This is a genomic window from Nitratireductor aestuarii (genome assembly GCF_014641695.1).
GTDB lineage: Bacteria > Pseudomonadota > Alphaproteobacteria > Rhizobiales > Rhizobiaceae > Chelativorans > Chelativorans aestuarii.
In genome coordinates this window covers 175,256-192,900 of the sequence record NZ_BMIF01000008.1, presented here as the reverse complement: position 1 = coordinate 192,900, position 17,645 = coordinate 175,256, and the positions used below count along the sequence as shown (strand labels likewise).

Below are 17,645 nucleotides of genomic sequence, written 5' to 3'. Positions count from 1 at the left end.
AGCGCCCTCTGGGCGAGAGCGCTTCCCTCGGAACCTGAACGGAACCTATCAGATAATTTCGGTGTCGATAATCTCGATGCCGAAACCTTCCAGCCCCACGAAGTGACGCTCGCGCTGCGCCAACAGGCGGATCGACGTAATGCCCAGATCCTTCAGGATCTGCGCGCCAAGGCCGATCTCGCGCCACTCGTTCTCGCGCTCGAGCGCCTGAGCGTGGCTTTCGGAATCGTGAAGCCGGCTCGGACGATTGTCCTGCGATGCACCGACATTGCCGCCACGAAGGTAGACGAGAACGCCGCGGCCCTCGCGCGCCATGCGCTCGGCAATGCTCTGCGCACGCTGCTGCGTGCCGAAAACGTCTGCCAGCACGTTTTCCCTGTGCAGGCGGACGAGGACGTCCTGCCCGTCACGGATGTCGCCATAAACGATGGCGACGTGCTGCATCGGCTCCCACGGCAGCGAATAGGTGTAGGCCGTCGCCGGACCACCGGGCGTCTCGACCGGGAAGGTTGCAACCCGCTCGATCAGCTTCTCCTGGCGCTGACGGTAGGCGATGAGATCAGCCACCGAAACCTGCTTCAGGCCGTTCTTTTCAGCAAAAGCGCTGACCTGCGGGCCGCGCATCACGGTGCCGTCGTCGTTCACCAGTTCGCAGATGACGCCGACCGGGGGCAGGCCTGCAAGCTTGCAAAGGTCGACTGCTGCTTCCGTGTGGCCCGAGCGCATGAGAACGCCGCCCTCGCGGGCGACCAGCGGGAAGATGTGGCCCGGACGAACGAAGTCGCCGGAACCGACATTCGGGTTCGCCAGATTGCGGACGGTCAGCGTCCGATCCTCGGCGGAGATACCGGTCGTCGTTCCATGCTTGAAATCGACGGAAACGGTGAAGGCCGTGCTGTGCGGAGCGTCATTGTCCGCAACCATCGGCGCGAGGTTCAGCCGGCGCGCCTCATCGCGCGTCATCGGTGCACAGACGATGCCCGACGTGTGGCGAACGATGAACGCCATCTTTTCCGGTGTGCAGTGAACGGCAGAAACGATCAAATCGCCCTCGTTCTCACGGCCGTCGTCATCCATGACAACAACAATTTCGCCGCGTTCGAAGGCCCGAAGTGCCTCGACTACCTTTTTCTGATCGTACGCCATATTACCTCGCATGGACGACCGAATTTCAAACTGCCTGCATTTAACGGCAGCTTCTCCTCCGGACCATCCTAATATTGCGCAGCACTCAATTGCGCCAGAGCCCTGGATCAAGCTCTCGCTACCAGGGCTCCTGGGTTCAACTGAGCGGCCACGCAACGGCTCCCAAACTGTTTAAGGCGTATACTGCTTGTTTTGGCCCGCCGCTATCAGAAAAGTCGCTGTGGGCAAGTCATCCAAGCCATACTCGCGTCCGTGACTGAAGGACGCGAGCTTCCCCCGAACTCTACCAGTTCGAGCCACCGCTTCGGCCGGTCTGGCCACGATGGCGCAGGTAATGGTCGGCGATTGCGCAGGCAACCATTGCTTCGCCGATCGGTACGGCGCGGATGCCAACGCAGGGATCGTGACGGCCCTTGGTGAGCACGTCGACTTCCTTGCCGAAGCGATCGATCGACTGGCGGGGCGTCAGGATCGACGAAGTGGGCTTCACCGCAAAGCGTGCGATCACCGGCTGGCCTGTGGATATACCGCCGAGAATGCCGCCCGCATGGTTGGAGAGAAACACCGGCTTGCCATCCGGACCCATCCGCATCTGGTCGGCATTCTGCTCGCCGCGAATGCGGGCAGCCTCAAAACCGTTGCCAATCTCTACGCCCTTGACCGCGCCGATCGACATGATGTTGGACGCGATGTCCTGATCGAGCTTGCCGTAAAGCGGCTCGCCGAGCCCTGCCGGAACGCCTTCAGCCACGATCTCGATGATCGCGCCGACGGAAGAGCCTGCCTTGCGGATCCCATCGAGATACTCGGTCAACTCGGCAAGCGAATCCCGGTCCGGCGTGAAGAACGGGTTTTCGGCATCATTGACGAAATCCCAGTCCCAGTTGTCCCGGTTGATATCCTTCTCGCCCATGGCAACAAGCGCACCGCGCACGACCAATCCCGGCACGACCTTGCGGGCAAGCGCACCGGCAGCGACGCGCACAGCCGTCTCGCGAGCCGATGAGCGACCACCGCCGCGATAATCGCGGATGCCGTACTTCTGATCATAGGCGTAGTCGGCATGGCCAGGGCGGTAGCGGTCAGCAATCTCACCATAGTCCTTGGAACGCTGGTCAACGTTCTCGATCAGCATCGAGATCGGCGTGCCGGTGGTGATCAGCGTCTCCCCATCTTCGTCAGGGAGTACGCCGGAAAGGATCTTCACCTCGTCGGGCTCGCGGCGCTGCGTGACGAAGCGGGACTTGCCAGGACGCCTGCGGTCGAGTTCTGCCTGGATCTCGCTCAGCTTGAAACGGATACCGGGCGGGCAGCCGTCAACGACCCCTCCGATGGCGGGACCATGGCTCTCGCCCCACGTCGTGACGCGAAAGAAATAACCGAAAGTGTTGTGCGACATTGACCGCTTCCTCTTGCACTGGCGCCGCTTCTATTTTGCTTTCGCAGTCTGGTCAAACGCCACTGTAATGTTCTACTTTTGACATATTCCGCTGATTGAATCGCAATCATTCCGCTATGATCACTATAGCAAAGATAGAGGCCTGAAATGCGAGTACCCGCCCTGATCCTCTGCATAGCGCTTCTCGGCGTGTCCTTTCCAGCCCTCGCGGCGGATACGGAAGGCAAGATCACTGCCGTCGATCCCGACAAGATGACCATCACGCTGAGCGACGGCTCCACCTACAAGCTCCCGTCCGAAATGGACACCTCCGGGCTGGAGAAGGGTGACGAGGTCGTGATCGCCTACCAGGTCGACAGCTCGGGCGCCAAGCAGATCACCGATCTGTTTATTCCTGAGTGATCGAGCTGCATAAGGATCTTGGGGAGGGCTAACGCTCTCCCTTTTGATTTACAGCCACTCCAGCTTTCCGTCTGACACCCGCAACACAAGATCCTGCGGTACCGGCATGGTCACAGCCTCTATCGTTGGCATGTCGCCTATCAGATGGCAAAGGACACGGATGACACCTCCATGGGTGGTGCAGATCGTGGGCCGTTCGAGCTCACGCAGCCAGCCGGCAACCCTCTCCGCCAGTCGTTCATAGCTTTCCGCCTCCCGACCCGGCGGCACGAAGGCCCACTTCTGCTCGTGACGCTTCAAAGTCGAGCCCGGCTGCATCTGCTCAAGCTCGGCATAGGTATGCCCCTGCCAGTCGCCGAAGTGCAGCTCCATCAGACGCGTATCGGTCGCGTAACCTGAAGCAGGCAGACCGAATTCCTCGCGGATGCGCTCCATCGTTGCCCGCGTGCGACGCAGCGGGCTGGAGACGAAATCAAATTTGGATGGAGAACTGATTAGAGACGCGAGCAGCTTTGCGTTGCGCTCGACCTGGACGCGACCGATCTCGTTCAGGTCAACCTCTGCCTGGCCCTGCAGGCGCTGCTCGACATTCCAGTCCGTCTGGCCATGCCGGACGATGTAAAGAAGCGGAGTCACAACTGCCCCCATGACGCAATACCGACCACAATCCGCTTCATAGCGTAAAAAGCCCCTGAGCCGGAGCTCAAGGGCTTTTGGATCTTAGTCGCCTACGACCGAAATATCAGGCGCATCGACCGCCTTCATGCCGACGACGTGATAACCCGAGTCCACATGAAGAACTTCGCCGGTGACACCACGCGACAGGCGCGACAGGAGGTAGAGCGCGGAATCACCCACCTCTTCAATGGTGACCACACGCTTCAGCGGCGCGTTGTACTCGTTCCACTTGAGGATGTAGCGGAAGTCGCCGATGCCGGATGCAGCCAGCGTCTTGATCGGACCGGCGGAAATCGCATTGACGCGGATGTTGTTCGAGCCGAGATCCACGGCCAGGTAGCGCACACTCGCCTCGAGTGCTGCCTTGGCAACACCCATGACGTTGTAGTGCGGCATCACCTTTTCGGCGCCGTAGTAGGTCAGCGTCAGGATCGAGCCGCCTTCCGCCATGAGCGGTTCGGCGCGCTTGGCGACAGCCGTCAGCGAGAACACGGAAATGTCCATCGTGCGCAGGAAATTGTCGCGCGTCGTGTCCACGTAGCGGCCGGTCAGTTCATCCTTGTCGGAGAACGCGATCGCGTGCACCACGAAGTCGATCTTGTCCCAAAGCCGCCCAACCTCGGCAAAAACGTTGTCGACGGTCTCAAGATCCGTGACATCGCAATGTCCAACAACGGTCGCACCGAGCTCAGCTGCAAGAGGTTCTACGCGCTTCTTCAGCGCTTCACCCTGATAGGTAAGCGCGATTTCAGCACCCTCAGCTACGAGCGCTTTTGCGATACCCCAGGCGATAGAGCGGTTGTTGGCAACACCAAGGATCACTCCGCGCTTGCCAGCCATGAGGCCATTGCCACTTGCCATAGTCGATTCTCCGAAGAAATTTGCGGCGACTGCCCTATCGCACAGCAGGACAAATGCTTCAAGCTTGGCAAGCAAGCCGCATAATTTAACGCCTGAATTACATCATGCACTGAAATATCCAGGATTCAGTGCAAAACGCGCCCCATGGAGCCTGCACCGGTCATCCGACCAGTGCAATGCCCCTTCAGGCATCGGTTTTGCTGAACAATGCCTGCAGCGCCGGATCCCCGCCTTCGGGCAGCATGATCCGCACATGCGCGTAAAGATCGCCATTCCCCTCCGTCTTCAGAGGCAAGCCCTTGCCTTTGAGCCGCAGGGTACGGTCGGAACTCGACCAGGCCGGAATGCTGACCGCTACCTTGCCCGTTGGCGTCTCGACCGCCACCTTGGCGCCCAGAACTGCATCCCTGAGCGAGACCGGCAGATCCACATGCAGGTCGCGCCCCTCGATGCGATAGAGCGAATGCGGCTTGATGGAGAGCTTGACCAGAGCGTCACCGGAGGTACCGAATGGCGTCGGATTGCCCTGCCCCTTGAGGCGGATCGTCTGCCCATCCTCAACATAGCGCGGCAGCTTGATTGCGAGCTTCTTCCCGTCCGGAAAGACAGCCGTGACCTTCGCTCCGGTGGCAATTTCCTCCACCGTTACGCCGAGCGTTACGGTAACATCGCCCATGCCATCAGGCCTCTGGGTGCCCCGCCGGCCACCACCACCACCACCGCCGCCGCCGGCGCGTGCAAACGCATCACCGAACAGTTCGCTGAAGATGTCGCCGGCACCAAAGCCATCACCGCTGCGGAACTCGAAGTGGCTGCTGCCACCCTGGCCACCGCCCCTGCGGAACGCCGCGAACGGGTCGCCCTGCGCCCCGGCTTCGAAGCCGTGGAACCGCGGCCGACCAGCCTCGTCGATTTCGCCGCTGTCGTATTGCTTGCGCTTCTTCTCGTCGCCCAGCAGCTCGTAAGCCTGGCTGATCTCCGAGAAACGCTCCTTGGCCTGCGGATCGTCCGGATTTTGGTCAGGGTGATACTTCTTGGCAAGCCGGCGAAAAGCCGACTTTATCTCTTTCTCGGACGCACTCTTTTGTACGCCCAGAACTTCGTATGGACTTCTCATATTCGTTCTATCCGCACAAGCTTATCTACACCCGCTAGGCCGGGGGATGAGTCTGATCAAATACTTGTAACATATATGCGCACGGATTCCGCCGAATTCCAGATGCGAGGACAGATCAATGGCTTGTTGCAGCAGGAACTCGTGTTTCCTGCAGGCGCCAACGTCAATGCCCGTCGCAATTCGTTTAAAGTTTCGTCAGCGACCGCAGCGCCATGATACCGCGCGGGGTCTGGCAGGCCTCGCCTTCATAGAGGTGAATACCGTCAAAGCTCTCGCGCGTGGACTGGAAGGCGAGACACGGCACACCGTTCTCTTCCTTGCGGTCGACGGACGAGATCTTGCCTCTCGAGCCCTCTTCCGCATTCTCCCACTCGACGCCGGGCTCAGGGTTCTGCGTAAGCGCCATCAGGATCGCCGGGCCATTGGGATCGGTAACCTGCGGAGCGGGCGTCGAACCGGTCTTCAGTACTGAATCGATCCCCGAGCCGAGAACACCTTGCATTCCGGACCCGCAGCCATGTAGGCATGTTGCGAGTGCAGCAATTGCCAGTGCCCTGCCCAGGAAGGACAGAGACAGGCGTGAACCGGAATGTGTATTCTGCGTCGAACGCTTCAACGGCGCGCTCCTCTTAAGCTCGAGGATAGTGAGCAGGACAAATGACTAATGAACCTTTAACGGAAGATTTCACTGAAAGTATGGAGCCATACCAGCTCTTTGGCAGCTGGCTTGAGGACGCGACAAAGTCCGAACCCAATGATCCCAATGCTTTGGCTCTTTCTACAGTTGATTCGGACGGCATGCCCAATGTTCGCATGGTACTGCTTAAGGGATACGATACCAGAGGTTTTGTGTTCTACACAAATTACGAAAGCACGAAAGGTCGCGAGATCTTGGCCGCCAGAAAGGCCGCCATGTGCTTTCACTGGAAAACGCTTCGCCGTCAGGTCCGCGTTCGCGGCAATGTAGAGCTCGTGAGCGACGAGGAAGCGGACGCCTACTATGCGTCACGCGCACGCGGCAGCCGCATCGGCGCCTGGGCCTCGAAGCAGTCCCGCCCGCTGGAAAGCCGCTTTGCGCTCGAGAAAGCCGTCGCCGAATACACGGCCAAATATGCGATCGGAAATATCCCGCGCCCCCCGTACTGGTCCGGTTTCCGTATCGTCCCCGTGACCATCGAGTTCTGGCACGACCGCGCCTTCCGCCTGCACGACCGCGTGATTTTCGAGCGCACGGAAAGCGGCTGGACCAAGACCCGCCTTTATCCGTGAGGCCGATGCCCCCTCGTGTGCTTGACCATGAGGGGGCTCCAAGCTGTTACACAGCCTCCAGCAGATCTCCAGCGGCTATCAGGCTGTCGCTTCCCTCGATCACGACCCGCTTCAACGCGCCCACCTCGCTCAGGTGGTTGTCGGCGAAGTAGAACGCGAGCTTCGCACGGGCCGGATCGCCCGACGCCACGGCGCCGCGCAGGAGCAGCGCACCGCCCGCGGCCAGCGCCATCAGCCGCAGGAAAGGCGTTGCCGCGGAAAGCGCATGATCCAGCTTGCCAGCGCCAAGCTGTCCAAGCAGGTATTCCGTCGCCTCTGTCGTGTCGGCCAGCGCCTCCAGCACACGAGCGCCGGCGATCCCCAGATCATCCTGGTTCGATGCCCGCGCGGCTTCCGCATCCTGCTTCAGTTCATTGAGGAACCCGCGCACGTGCTCACCGCCCGACAGCGGCAATTTGCGGATCACCAGATCGATCGCCTGGATGCCGTTGGTGCCCTCGTAAATCGGTGCAATGCGCGCGTCGCGCAGCAGCACAGCCGCCCCGGTCTCCTCGATGAATCCCATGCCGCCATGCACCTGTACGCCAAGGGAGGCCACATCCACGCCCATGTCTGTCGGGAACGCCTTGGCAATGGGCGTAAGCAGGTTCACCCGCTCCAGCCAGAACGCTCCACGCTCCCGATCAAAACGAGCCATGTCGCTCGCATGAGCGCAGGCATAGGCGATCGCCCGCGATGCCTGCGTCAGCACGGTCATGCTGAGCAGCATCCTGCGCACATCCTGGTGCTTCACGATCGGCGCCATTTCACCTGCATGTGTGCCAGGCACGCGGCCCTGTTTGCGGTCCTTCGCATATTCCAGCGCCTTCTGGCGTGCTGCCTCGGCTACGCCCACGCCCTGAATGCCGACGGCCAACCGCGCTGCATTCATCATCGTGAACATGCAGTTGAGGCCGCGGTTCGGCTCGCCGACCAGCCAGCCGATCGCGCCCGGCTCATCGCCAAAGCGGCCATCGCCGTAGATCATCGTGCAGGTGGGCGATCCATGGATGCCCATCTTCTTCTCGATGGAGGCACAGAACACATCGTTACGAGCCCCGAGCGTCCCATCCTCGTTGACCAGGAACTTCGGCACGAGGAACAGCGAGATGCCCTTGGTTCCGGGGGGTGCATCCGGCAGGCGCGCCAGCACCAGATGGATGATGTTGTCGGTGAAATCCTGTTCGCCGTAGGTAATGAAGATCTTCTGACCGAAGATGCGGTAGGTGCCGTCGCCGCGCGGCTCTGCCCGCGCCCGCAGAGCGGCGAGATCGGAGCCTGCCTGCGGCTCCGTCAGGTTCATGGTGCCCATCCATTCGCCGGACACCATCTTCTCGATGTACCTGGCTTTGAGCTCTTCGCTTGCGTGCTTCTCGAGCGCGTCGATCGCGCCGATCGTCAACGTCGGGCCGATGGCAAAGCCCATGGAGGCGGAATTCCACATCTCGAGCACCGCCATGGAGATCATGGCCGGCAATCCCTGCCCGCCATATTCCTCCGGCGCGGAGACGGAGTTCCACCCGCCCTCACACCACTTGGCGTAGACTTGCCTCCAGCCTGGAGGCGTCGTCACAACGCCATCTTCGACCTTGGCGCCCACCTCGTCACCGATCCGCGCGACGGGAGCGATTTCTTCAGCCGCGAACCGCCCGGCCTCGGACAGGATGGCATCGACAAGATCTTCGGTAAGCTGCGGCGCGAGATCTCGTTCAAGAAACTCCCGCATTCCTGCAATGTCGAAGAGGGCGTGTCGGATGTCATCAATAGGCGCGCGATACATGAATGGTAGTCCTCCAGTTTCACCGCAAGGTTAGTCCCGGAAGCGGTGAAGCGCTAGTCGGCATGACCGAACGCGCGTTTTACATAGCCGTGAAATCGACTAGCATCGACTTGGGACGAGCTAGTGGGGAAAAATCGTGTCCTTTATGGGTAGGGATCGACTTGATCATTGCGATATTCGTTTATTTCTTAGCCACTTAGCTTCCGGCTCGCCAAATTCCACACTTATGTTGACTTCCACACTTCTGTGGAGTGAACTATATTCATGAATGCGAGCGAACTGAAACGTTGGCTCGCGCGGCAGGGTTGCACGTTCGAAAGTCACAGGGGCGGCAGCGGCCACCTCACAGTGAAGCTTGGTGATCGGAAAACGCAGCTGCCGATGCACGGGGGGAGCAAGGAACTCGGAACTCGTTTGGTCGAAAAGATCAAGAAGGATCTGGGTCTGAAGTAGGAGAAGCCAGATGTGGTATGAACTTGTGCTCGTTCCGGATCACGGAACCTGGCTGGTAACCTCGCCCCATTTTCCCGAGGTGACGACGTTTGGTGAAACGCAGGAGAGCGCGTGCCGGAACGGCCTTGACGCAATAGAGGAAGCCATCGCAGCCCGGATTGCGGATGGCGAAGAAATTCCATTCCCGCTCCGCGAGACCAAGGGAAAAGGCCACTTTGTCGAGGTGCCTGCCTTGGTGTTCCTGAAGTCAGCCCTTTACATGACCCTCAAGGCGGAGGGGAAGACGAGAGCCGACCTGATGCGACTGCTCAACTGCAAGCGTGAGCACGTCGACAGACTGTTCCGCCTGGATCACAATTCGCGGATCGACTCACTTGAACAGGCGTTCCGGGCGTTGGGTCATCCACTTCGTTTCGATATGGAATTCCCGGACGCAGCCTGATTTGGCGAGCTAAGCCCCCTTGCTCTCCCGCTCGATGGCGCGCCAGCCGATATCGCGGCGGCAAAATCCGGTCTGGAAGTCGATCAGATCAACAGCCTTGTAGGCTGCGTCGCGCGCTTCCGTTACCGAGTTGCCCAGCGCCGTCACGTTGAGCACGCGCCCACCGTTGGCGACGAGCTTGCCGTCCCTGGCAGCCGTTCCCGCATGGAAGACCTGCACGCCGGGCACTTCGGCCACGCGCTCCAGCCCAGCGATCTCGCCACCTTTCTTCGGAGCTTCCGGATAGCCTTCAGCGGCGAGGACGACCGTCAACGCGGCCTTGTCCTGCCAGCGTGCGGACATGTGGGCTAGCTGCCCGTCCACTGCGCCCTGGAGAAGGGTGAGGATATCGTCCTTGAGCCGCAGCATCAGCACCTGACATTCCGGATCGCCAAATCGGGCGTTATACTCGATGAGCTTCGGGCCGTCCTTGGTGAGCATCAGGCCAGCATAGAGGATGCCGACGAACGGAGCACCCATTTCGCGCATACCCCTGAGCGTCGGCTCGATGATCTCGCGCATTACCTGCTCGATCAGCGGGTCGGTCATCACCGGGGCGGGAGAGTATGCGCCCATGCCGCCCGTGTTCGGACCCGTATCGCCATCGCCCACGCGCTTGTGATCCTGCGCGGTGCCGAAGGGCAGCGCCGTCGTACCGTCGCAGAGGCAGAAGAAGCTGGCTTCCTCGCCCTCCAGGAACTCTTCGACCACCACCTCGGCGCCAGCAGCGCCGAACGCGCCGGCGAAGCAATCGTCGATCGCGCCGAACGCTTCATCCTCGGTCATGGCAATGGTGACGCCTTTGCCTGCCGCCAAACCGTCAGCCTTGATGACGATCGGCGCGCCCATCTGGCGCACATAATCCTTGGCGGCAGCGGCGTCAGCAAAGCGGCCGTAACCTGCCGTCGGGATGTTGTACTTGGCGCAGAGATCCTTGGTGAAACCCTTGGAACCTTCGAGCTGCGCGGCAATCTTTCCGGGACCGAAGGCGGCAATGCCTGCGGCCTTGAGATCGTCCACCAGACCGGCGACCAACGGGGCTTCCGGACCGACTACCACCAGATCAATGCTGTTCGCGCGGCAGAACTCGATTACCTGCTGATGATTGGCAACATCGACGCTCACGCATTCCGCATGTTCGGCAATGCCGGGGTTGCCTGGAGCGGCATAAAGCTTGTCCAGCACGGGAGAGGCTGAGATCTTCCAGGCCAGGGCGTGCTCGCGCCCGCCGGATCCGATAAGGAAAACGTTCATGTCCTAACCCATGCTGTTTCTAGTTGAGGCAGCAGCTATGACCGATTGCGCGGCGCGTCAAGCATCGTCGGCTGTGTTTAACATCTGCAACATTCCTTGCCGAACCCAAATCATTGGCTTTTGCTTGACGAACGGTGTGAGGATTGCCACTCCACCAATGATGCATGCAAACCAGAGAATGCCGGAGTACCCCAATGGATGTGATCCAGACACGACAGGTACAGGGACGTGTGGCCGATGCACCCTCCCGCCACTGGGTCTATCGGGCTCTGCCGCGCTCCGCGTGGCCCTATGCGCAGCTCGCCCGCTGGGATCGTCCGATCGGATGGAAGCTGCTGCTCTGGCCCTGCTGGTGGTCGCTCGCGCTGGCAGCCTCTGCGGGAGCGAAACCCGGCGATCCATTCTTCAGCGTACTTCCTTCGCCTTGGCTGCTGATCCTGTTCCTGATTGGCGCCATCGCCATGCGCGGTGCTGGATGCACCTATAACGACATTGTCGATCGGGACATTGACGAGAAGGTCGAGCGCACGCGCTCCCGCCCCCTTCCGTCCGGCAAGGTCAGCCGCAGGCAGGCCTGGATCTTTCTCCTTGTGCAGGCGGTCACTGGCCTTCTGGTGCTGTTGCAGTTCAACCTTTTCGCGATCCTGCTCGGCTGCGCTTCGCTTCTGACGGTTGCGATCTATCCCTTTGCCAAGCGCTTTACCAACTGGCCGCAGTTCTTCCTCGGCCTCGCCTTTTCATGGGGTGCGCTGCAGGGCTGGGCTGCCCATTTCGGCAGCCTCGGGCTGGCTCCGGTCCTGCTCTATGCCGGCTCCATCCTGTGGGTGATCGGCTATGACACGATCTACGCGCATCAGGACAAGGAGGACGACGCCATCGTTGGCGTACGCTCCACCGCGCTCCACTTCGGCGGCAGGACCAAGCAATACCTGATCGTGCTCTACGGGGGCGCGCTGCTACTTTTCGCAGGCGCTTTTGCCGCCGCCGAGGTGCCCTTCCCGGCGCTGGCCGGACTTGTCGCTGCCGGAGCGCACCTCTGGCGTCAGATCCGCGTTCTCGACATCGACAATGGCGACCAGTGCCTTGCACTCTTCAAGTCGAACTCTGTCGTCGGCTGGCTGATCTTCATCGGATTGCTCTGCGGTGGTCTCTGGGCTGTGATCAGCCCCGAGTTCTGATGCAATTCCAGGAAAAGTGGGCACCGGTTTTCCGTCCGGAATTGCATGAAAACTTAGCGCTTCGGCGTCAACTCCAGCCCATCCACGACGATGCGCACACCAAGCGTGTCCTTGCACTTGGAGAGGAACCGGATGCGTCGGCTGCCTGAACCGCTGCGCTTCCGCTTCTCCACATTGATGCCGCTGATCGCGTCTTCCAGCTTGCACACCTCGCCATTGGCTTCCACGAGCAGCATCGGCAACCCGTAGGCCTCGGACCAGGTCCGCCAGTCGGCAGCGACGTCATCGAGGTTGCTTGCGACAAGCAGCGGTACGCAAAGCTTCGGGTCGACGTGCATCAGTTCCAGCGTTACCAGAACCTCCCCGTTCTCTTCCATGGCGCGCGCGGCCACGCCCATGAAGGCGTTTGGCGGAAGCACGAAGGTCAGCGGAAGAAGGCTCCGCTCCAGCAGGCGGCGCACGCGCACACCGCGCCGGTCAACCGTCAGCACCACCTCCCCCAGGTCATCATGCGATCCATAACTCACCACCTGCGGAAGATTGGTTGGGTCGAGCCGCATTGAGCTGCCCGCCCATACGGGCTTCAGATTGCTTGCCATTGTTCAACGTCCCTGTTTTCGCCTGAGAGCCGTTTTCGGCTTCTCTGAGCCGGTTTGTTCCCCGGCCTCTTATGGCTTCACAATGGACTATGGTTGTTACTGACGACCTTAAGATGTTAGGTTAAATTTTGTTGACCGTACAAATGGTTAGCGGTTTGCCACCCTCATATACGGATGCGAAAGATTCCTCGCCGAAAGGTAAATACGCCTTAGTCGGCTAAATGACCTTGCCAGGATTCATGATGCCTGCGGGGTCGAATGCCGCCTTGATGCGGCGCATGAGGTCGGTTGCGATTGCAGGCTGGGTGGCGACGAGCAGGTCGCGCTTGAGTGTGCCTATGCCATGCTCTGCGGAGAACGAACCGCCCAGATCCTTGACGATCGCGTAGATGGCCTCGTTCATTGCCCCATAGTGCCGGAGATACTCGACCGCATCCGCGCCGACTGGCTGCGAAACGTTATAGTGCAGGTTACCGTCGCCCATGTGGCCGAAGCAGACGACGCGAGCGCCGGGCACCACCTGCTGCACCGCCTCGCCTGCCCGCTCGATGAATTCCGGCACCGCCACGACGGGAACCGAAATATCGTGCTTGATGGAGCCTCCCTCCATCTTCTGCGCTTCGGACATGGCCTCGCGCAGATGCAGAAGCTTGGCGCGCTGGCTTTCGCTCTGGGCGATTGTGGCGTCGGCAAGCAACTCTTCCTCGTAAGCCTCGGAGAGAACGGTTGCCATCAGTTCGCGCGCATCCTGCGCCGAGCGTCCGGAGGAGACCTCCATCAGCACGTGCCACGGCGATTCTTCCGTCAGCGGATTGGTGGTGCCGGGAATGTGCTGCAGCACGAAATCGAGAGGCCTGCGCTCCATCAGCTCGAACATGGTGAGCGATGGCCCTGCAAGCTCGTTCGCCTTCTGGAAGAGCTTCAGTGCGGCCGCTGTTGAAGGTACGGCGCCCCATGCGAGCTCGCGGCCCTTGGGCATCGGCAGGAGCTTGACCACCGCCGCCGTGATGACACCGAGCGTGCCCTCGCCGCCAACGAACAGGTCCTTGAGGTCGTAGCCGGTATTGTCCTTCTTGAGCTTGCGCAGATCATCGAAGATCTCGCCCGTCGGCAGCACCACCTCGACGCCGAGGCAAAGATCCCGCGCCGTGCCATAGGCAAGCGCCCCGACGCCACCGGCGTTGGATGAAAGATTGCCGCCGATCTGACAGGAGCCCTGCGAAGCGAGCGCCAGCGGAAACAGCCGCCCCTCGGCCGCTGCAGCTTCCTGCAGCACTTGCAGCACTACACCCGCCTCGACGGTCGCAGTGTTGGATGCAAGGTCTATCTCACGGATGCGGTTAAGCCGCGACAGTGACAGCACCACCTGACGGTCCGACTTGTCCGGCATCTGCCCGCCAACGAGCCCCGTATTTCCGCCTTGCGGCACGATTGCGGTCTTCGTCTCGGTGGCAAGCCGCATGATCTTGCTCACCTCGTCCGTATTGGCGGGGCGAAGCACGAGCGACGTCGTGCCGCCGAAGAGACCGCGCTGCTCCATCACATGGGGCGCGATGTCTTCCGGTGCGGTGACGGCATGCTTCTCGCCGACGATGGCGGCGAAGCGGGCGATGAGTTCAGGGGTGAGTGAGTCGGGCTGTGTGTTCATAGCGACGCAGATTAAGCGCAGCCGGTAACGCTGTCACGCCCCGTCGCGCGGTGCGGCTGCGCGGCGCAGACGATCGTTGATCGCCTCGCCAAGACCGATTTCCGGGATGGGCTCGACGGCGATAGTGGTCGCACCAAAGCGATCGAGCTGCTTCATGTAGCTGAAGAGGTTTACCGCCGCCTGCTTGAGATCACCCGCCTCGGAAAGGTTGAGCACGGCAACGGCCCGCTCGGCGTTTCTTGCGCGAACCGGTCCGAAGGCCAGCAATGCCTCGCCCTCTCTCACGTCCTCGGCGTTGAGGCGCATGGCGGCATCAGGCGCATAATGCGAGGCCATCATGCCGGGTGCCTGAATGGCCGCGCGCTGATCGACGCGATGAAGCTGCTGCCCCAGCACCTTTTCAATTTCCTCGGCAGCAAGCCCCCCGGGCCGCAGCAGGTGCGCCTTGCCATCTTCGATCTTGATGATCGTGGACTCGAGCCCGACGGCACAGGCGCCACCGTCCAGGATCAGATCGACCTTGTCGCCGAGATCGGCGCGCACTGCCTGCGCGGTCGTAGAGCTGATCTTGCCGGACGTATTGGCGCTCGGCGCGGCGATTGGATGCCCCAGCGTACGGATGATCGTGCCGACATTCCCCTTCGGCATGCGCACGGCGAGCGTCGGCAGTCCCGCGGTGACAAGCGGATGAATGCCGGAGGCTTCTTTGAGCGGCAGCACCAGCGTCAGCGGGCCCGGCCAGAATTTTTCGGCCAGCTTGCGGGAGAGCGGATCGAACGTGACGTAGCGCTCGGCCATGGCGATGTCCGCCACGTGCGCAATCAGCGGATTGAAGCTCGGACGTCCCTTGGCGGCGTAGATGGCGGCAACGCCCTCGCCATTGGTGGCGTCCGCAGCGAGGCCGTAGACCGTCTCCGTCGGTATGGCGACAAGCCCCCCGCGCCGAAGAACATCGGTCGCCGGTTCCACCGCCTCCCCGTCAAAGGTCAGCACATTGTCCACGTGCCTCTCCGTATTAAGCGTGTTCCGGACGGGGCGTAATACGCCATTCGTCCGGAATTGAGGTCAATGAAGCTAAGAGCTTAGCCTGCGAGCTTGCCGAAGTCTGCCACTTCGCCGGTTGCTTCACGGATCTTGGTCAGAAGCGCCAGACGGTTGGAACGCACCTTCTCATTCTCGTCGTTGACGAGCACCTTCTCGAAGAACGTGTCGACCGGGCCGCGCAGTGCCGCCAGCGCCCGCATCGCGCCGGAGAAATCCTCCCTGGCGATTGAGCTTTCCACATCGGCCCGCGACGAAGTAATGGCGGCAAAGAGCGCGCGCTCCTCTTCCTCGGTGAAAAGTGCCGGATCGATCTCGGCAGCGATCGCCGTGCCCTTCTTCTCCTCGGCAGCCAGAATGTTCGCGGCGCGCTTGGTACCGGTGATCAGGTTTTGGCCGTCTTCGGTGTCAAGGAATACGATCAGCGCCTCGAGACGGCGAGCCGCCAGCAGCAGATTGTCCGTATCGGCGTTCAGCACCGCGTCGATCGCATCATGACGTGCACCTTCATCGCGGAGGTACACGCGGAAGCGGTCATGGATGAAGGCGAGGAGATCTCGAACGATTTCGTCCCGAGTGTGGAGTATCCACGCCTGAACATCTTGACCCTCAGGGCAAACCTTTTCTGGCTCGTACGACTCACTGGACTTCTTCATCATATCCAGCAGGTTAATTCTGAGATCATTCTCAAGGATCAGGCGGATGACGCCCAGCGCTGCACGGCGCAGTGCGTACGGGTCCTTGGAGCCGGTAGGCTTCTCGTTGATGAGCCAGAAGCCAGTCAGCGTATCGAGCTTGTCGGCAAGTGCGACGGCAACAGCAATCTTGTCCTTCGGCACGAAGTCCGACGGGCCCTGCGGCTTGTAGTGCTCCTCACAGGCAGCGGCGACGGAGGCGTCTTCGCCCTGAAGGAGAGCGTACTTGCGGCCCATTGCGCCCTGAAGCTCGGGGAACTCGCCAACCACTTCGGTCTGCAGGTCCGCCTTGGCGAGAACGGCAGCCCGCGCGGCCAGGGCCGGATCAGCACCGATCAGCGAAGCAATGTGCGTTGCAAGTCCACGGATACGCTCGACTCGAGCACCCTGGCTGCCAAGCTTGGCGTGGAAGGTGACGTTGAGCGCATCGAGACGCGCCATGCGCTGGTCGAGCGGCTTGGTTAGATCAAGACCAAATTTCTCGGCAGATGCGACCAGCTTGTCCAGGTCCGGCAGGTTGCCCTGGTCGGTGTGCCAGAAGTAGAGCGCATCCGAAAGACGAGCACGCACCACCTTGCCGTTACCGAAGGCGATTTCCTTGCCACCATCCTTGGCCGCGATGTTCGAGATAAGGATGAACTTGTTCGAAAGCTTCTCCGCCTCGCCAGACGGACGGGTCACAAAGCACTTCTGATTGGCGCGGATGGTCAGACGAATGACTTCCGGCGGGATCGCCAGGAACTCTTCCTCGAACTCGCCCATCAGCACCACCGGCCATTCGACGAGACCGGAAACCTCTTCCAGCAGACCCTCATCCTCTACCAGTTCCAGACCGGAGGCAAACGCGAGGTTGCGGGCGTCGGAAAGGATCATCTCCTTGCGGCGCTCGGCGTCGAGCACCACAAAGGCCTTCTCCAGCTTCTCGACATAGTCATCGAAGCGACGGACCGTGATCGGCTGGCCGTCGCTCATGAAGCGGTGGCCAACGGTCGTGTTGCCGGAGCGCACACCGCCAGCCTCGAACTCGATGACCTTCGTCTCTTCGGTTTCAGGACCGTAAAGGCATAGGATCGACTGCAGCGGACGCACCCAGCGCACGGCACCCGGCTTGGCGGATTCCTTGCCCCAGCGCATGGACTTGGGCCAAGGGAAATTGCGGATCACCTGAGGCACCAGCTCTGAGATGATCTCTTCCGCGTCGCGGCCGGGCTTCACCAGATGGGCAACGTAGAAATCGCCCTTCTTCGGATCCGAGTGCACATGCGCCTGCGAAACATCGCTGAGGCCCGCCTTGCGGAGAAAACCCTGGATCGCCTGTTCCGGAGCCTTGGTTGACGGACCCTTGATCTCTTCGCGCACATCCTTGGAACGGGCGGAGAGGTTGCGGATGTCGAGCGTCAGGCGGCGTGGCGTCCAGTATTCGCGCGCGGCCTCGTAGGTTAGGCCAGCCTCAACCAGACCGTCGGTGATGAGCTTTTTCAGGTCGGCTGCAGCCTTACGCTGCATTCGCGCGGGGATTTCTTCGCTGCGCAGTTCAAGAAGAAGATCGGGCATTGGACGCCTCTGGACCAGTTTTTGTGTCGGGATGCGGGTTCACCGCCTGAA

17 protein-coding genes are annotated in these 17,645 nt (G+C 61.0%); 5 read left to right on the top strand and 12 right to left on the bottom strand.

Annotation, left to right across the window (positions count from 1 at the left end):
• Positions 1 to 48 precede the first annotated feature (48 nt).
• Both ribB and aroC read right to left on the bottom strand, forming a co-directional pair.
• Positions 49 to 1,146 (bottom strand): 3,4-dihydroxy-2-butanone-4-phosphate synthase, encoded by a 1,098-nt coding sequence (gene ribB / locus IEX27_RS14075; RefSeq protein ID WP_188721703.1) that lies wholly within the window; start codon positions 1,144 to 1,146, stop codon positions 49 to 51.
• 283 nt (positions 1,147 to 1,429) lie between these two features.
• On the bottom strand, positions 1,430 to 2,545 hold the full coding sequence (gene aroC / locus IEX27_RS14070; protein ID WP_188721702.1) for a chorismate synthase: 1,116 nt from the start codon (positions 2,543 to 2,545) through the stop codon (positions 1,430 to 1,432).
• Between the two features lie 147 nt (positions 2,546 to 2,692).
• Here aroC and IEX27_RS14065 point away from each other — a divergent pair, with 147 nt between their 5' ends.
• A complete protein-coding gene (locus IEX27_RS14065) occupies positions 2,693 to 2,947 on the top strand; it encodes a DUF1344 domain-containing protein (RefSeq protein WP_188721701.1) in 255 nt (84 codons plus the stop codon).
• Between the two features lie 48 nt (positions 2,948 to 2,995).
• Here the strand turns inward: IEX27_RS14065 and IEX27_RS14060 are convergent, their stop codons facing one another.
• The 4 genes from IEX27_RS14060 to IEX27_RS14045 all read right to left on the bottom strand — a co-directional run bounded on the left by IEX27_RS14060 (position 2,996) and on the right by IEX27_RS14045 (position 6,105).
• Positions 2,996 to 3,583 carry a histidine phosphatase family protein gene (locus tag IEX27_RS14060; protein ID WP_188721700.1) on the bottom strand — a complete coding sequence of 196 codons (588 nt, stop codon included), beginning with the start codon at positions 3,581 to 3,583 and terminating at the stop codon, positions 2,996 to 2,998.
• 84 nt (positions 3,584 to 3,667) lie between these two features.
• Positions 3,668 to 4,486, bottom strand: coding sequence for an enoyl-ACP reductase FabI (fabI, locus tag IEX27_RS14055; RefSeq protein ID WP_188721699.1), 819 nt, complete (start codon positions 4,484 to 4,486; stop codon positions 3,668 to 3,670).
• 184 nt (positions 4,487 to 4,670) lie between these two features.
• Entirely contained in the window at positions 4,671 to 5,603 is a 933-nt protein-coding gene (locus IEX27_RS14050; RefSeq protein WP_188721698.1) for a DnaJ C-terminal domain-containing protein, read from the bottom strand.
• Between the two features lie 184 nt (positions 5,604 to 5,787).
• Positions 5,788 to 6,105: an RT0821/Lpp0805 family surface protein gene (locus IEX27_RS14045; RefSeq protein WP_188721697.1), complete on the bottom strand. Its 318-nt coding sequence runs from the start codon at positions 6,103 to 6,105 to the stop codon at positions 5,788 to 5,790.
• Positions 6,106 to 6,260: 155 nt separating this feature from the next.
• On the opposite strand from IEX27_RS14045, the gene pdxH reads away from it, so the two are divergent.
• Complete coding sequence (gene pdxH / locus IEX27_RS14040; protein WP_188721696.1) at positions 6,261 to 6,872, top strand: pyridoxamine 5'-phosphate oxidase; 612 nt, start codon at positions 6,261 to 6,263, stop codon at positions 6,870 to 6,872.
• Positions 6,873 to 6,918: 46 nt separating this feature from the next.
• Here the strand turns inward: pdxH and IEX27_RS14035 are convergent, their stop codons facing one another.
• Complete coding sequence (locus IEX27_RS14035) at positions 6,919 to 8,691, bottom strand: acyl-CoA dehydrogenase family protein (protein ID WP_188721695.1); 1,773 nt, start codon at positions 8,689 to 8,691, stop codon at positions 6,919 to 6,921.
• 264 nt (positions 8,692 to 8,955) lie between these two features.
• Between IEX27_RS14035 and IEX27_RS14030 the strand changes: the two genes are divergently transcribed.
• Together IEX27_RS14030 and IEX27_RS14025 are read left to right on the top strand one after the other, a co-directional pair.
• Entirely contained in the window at positions 8,956 to 9,144 is a 189-nt protein-coding gene (locus IEX27_RS14030) for a type II toxin-antitoxin system HicA family toxin (protein ID WP_188721694.1), read from the top strand.
• A 10-nt stretch (positions 9,145 to 9,154) separates the two neighbouring features.
• The gene (locus IEX27_RS14025) at positions 9,155 to 9,586 is read left to right on the top strand and encodes a type II toxin-antitoxin system HicB family antitoxin (protein WP_188721693.1); all 432 of its coding nucleotides are present in this window, start codon (positions 9,155 to 9,157) and stop codon (positions 9,584 to 9,586) included.
• A 9-nt stretch (positions 9,587 to 9,595) separates the two neighbouring features.
• Here the strand turns inward: IEX27_RS14025 and purD are convergent, their stop codons facing one another.
• Complete coding sequence (purD, locus tag IEX27_RS14020) at positions 9,596 to 10,879, bottom strand: phosphoribosylamine--glycine ligase (RefSeq protein WP_188721692.1); 1,284 nt, start codon at positions 10,877 to 10,879, stop codon at positions 9,596 to 9,598.
• 194 nt (positions 10,880 to 11,073) lie between these two features.
• Here purD and ubiA point away from each other — a divergent pair, with 194 nt between their 5' ends.
• The gene (gene ubiA, locus IEX27_RS14015) at positions 11,074 to 12,057 is read left to right on the top strand and encodes a 4-hydroxybenzoate octaprenyltransferase (RefSeq protein WP_188721691.1); all 984 of its coding nucleotides are present in this window, start codon (positions 11,074 to 11,076) and stop codon (positions 12,055 to 12,057) included.
• Positions 12,058 to 12,110: 53 nt separating this feature from the next.
• Here ubiA and IEX27_RS14010 read toward each other — a convergent pair whose 3' ends face one another.
• The 4 genes from IEX27_RS14010 to glyS form a co-directional block, all read right to left on the bottom strand.
• Entirely contained in the window at positions 12,111 to 12,656 is a 546-nt protein-coding gene (locus IEX27_RS14010) for a DUF6101 family protein (RefSeq protein ID WP_188721690.1), read from the bottom strand.
• 217 nt (positions 12,657 to 12,873) lie between these two features.
• The gene (locus IEX27_RS14005) at positions 12,874 to 14,304 is read right to left on the bottom strand and encodes an FAD-binding oxidoreductase (protein WP_188721689.1); all 1,431 of its coding nucleotides are present in this window, start codon (positions 14,302 to 14,304) and stop codon (positions 12,874 to 12,876) included.
• A gap of 33 nt (positions 14,305 to 14,337) precedes the next feature.
• Entirely contained in the window at positions 14,338 to 15,306 is a 969-nt protein-coding gene (locus IEX27_RS14000; protein ID WP_188721688.1) for an L-threonylcarbamoyladenylate synthase, read from the bottom strand.
• A gap of 80 nt (positions 15,307 to 15,386) precedes the next feature.
• Entirely contained in the window at positions 15,387 to 17,546 is a 2,160-nt protein-coding gene (gene glyS, locus IEX27_RS13995; RefSeq protein WP_373869886.1) for a glycine--tRNA ligase subunit beta, read from the bottom strand.
• Positions 17,547 to 17,645: the final 99 nt, after the last annotated feature.

Bases quoted from the DNA above. Each gene is read 5' to 3' on its own strand.
- ubiA (WP_188721691.1), top strand. From the start codon at position 11,074: ATGGATGTGATCCAGACACGACAGGTACAGGGACGTGTGGCCGATGCA.
- purD (WP_188721692.1), bottom strand. From the start codon at position 10,879: ATGAACGTTTTCCTTATCGGATCCGGCGGGCGCGAGCACGCCCTGGCC.
- IEX27_RS14045 (WP_188721697.1), bottom strand. From the start codon at position 6,105: ATGCAAGGTGTTCTCGGCTCGGGGATCGATTCAGTACTGAAGACCGGT.
- IEX27_RS14050 (WP_188721698.1), bottom strand. From the start codon at position 5,603: ATGAGAAGTCCATACGAAGTTCTGGGCGTACAAAAGAGTGCGTCCGAG.
- IEX27_RS14035 (WP_188721695.1), bottom strand. From the start codon at position 8,691: ATGTATCGCGCGCCTATTGATGACATCCGACACGCCCTCTTCGACATT.
- ribB (WP_188721703.1), bottom strand. From the start codon at position 1,146: ATGGCGTACGATCAGAAAAAGGTAGTCGAGGCACTTCGGGCCTTCGAA.
- IEX27_RS14010 (WP_188721690.1), bottom strand. From the start codon at position 12,656: ATGGCAAGCAATCTGAAGCCCGTATGGGCGGGCAGCTCAATGCGGCTC.
- IEX27_RS14005 (WP_188721689.1), bottom strand. From the start codon at position 14,304: ATGAACACACAGCCCGACTCACTCACCCCTGAACTCATCGCCCGCTTC.
- pdxH (WP_188721696.1), top strand. From the start codon at position 6,261: ATGACTAATGAACCTTTAACGGAAGATTTCACTGAAAGTATGGAGCCA.
- aroC (WP_188721702.1), bottom strand. From the start codon at position 2,545: ATGTCGCACAACACTTTCGGTTATTTCTTTCGCGTCACGACGTGGGGC.
- fabI (WP_188721699.1), bottom strand. From the start codon at position 4,486: ATGGCAAGTGGCAATGGCCTCATGGCTGGCAAGCGCGGAGTGATCCTT.
- IEX27_RS14030 (WP_188721694.1), top strand. From the start codon at position 8,956: ATGAATGCGAGCGAACTGAAACGTTGGCTCGCGCGGCAGGGTTGCACG.
- IEX27_RS14025 (WP_188721693.1), top strand. From the start codon at position 9,155: ATGTGGTATGAACTTGTGCTCGTTCCGGATCACGGAACCTGGCTGGTA.
- glyS (WP_373869886.1), bottom strand. From the start codon at position 17,546: ATGCAGCGTAAGGCTGCAGCCGACCTGAAAAAGCTCATCACCGACGGT.
- IEX27_RS14065 (WP_188721701.1), top strand. From the start codon at position 2,693: ATGCGAGTACCCGCCCTGATCCTCTGCATAGCGCTTCTCGGCGTGTCC.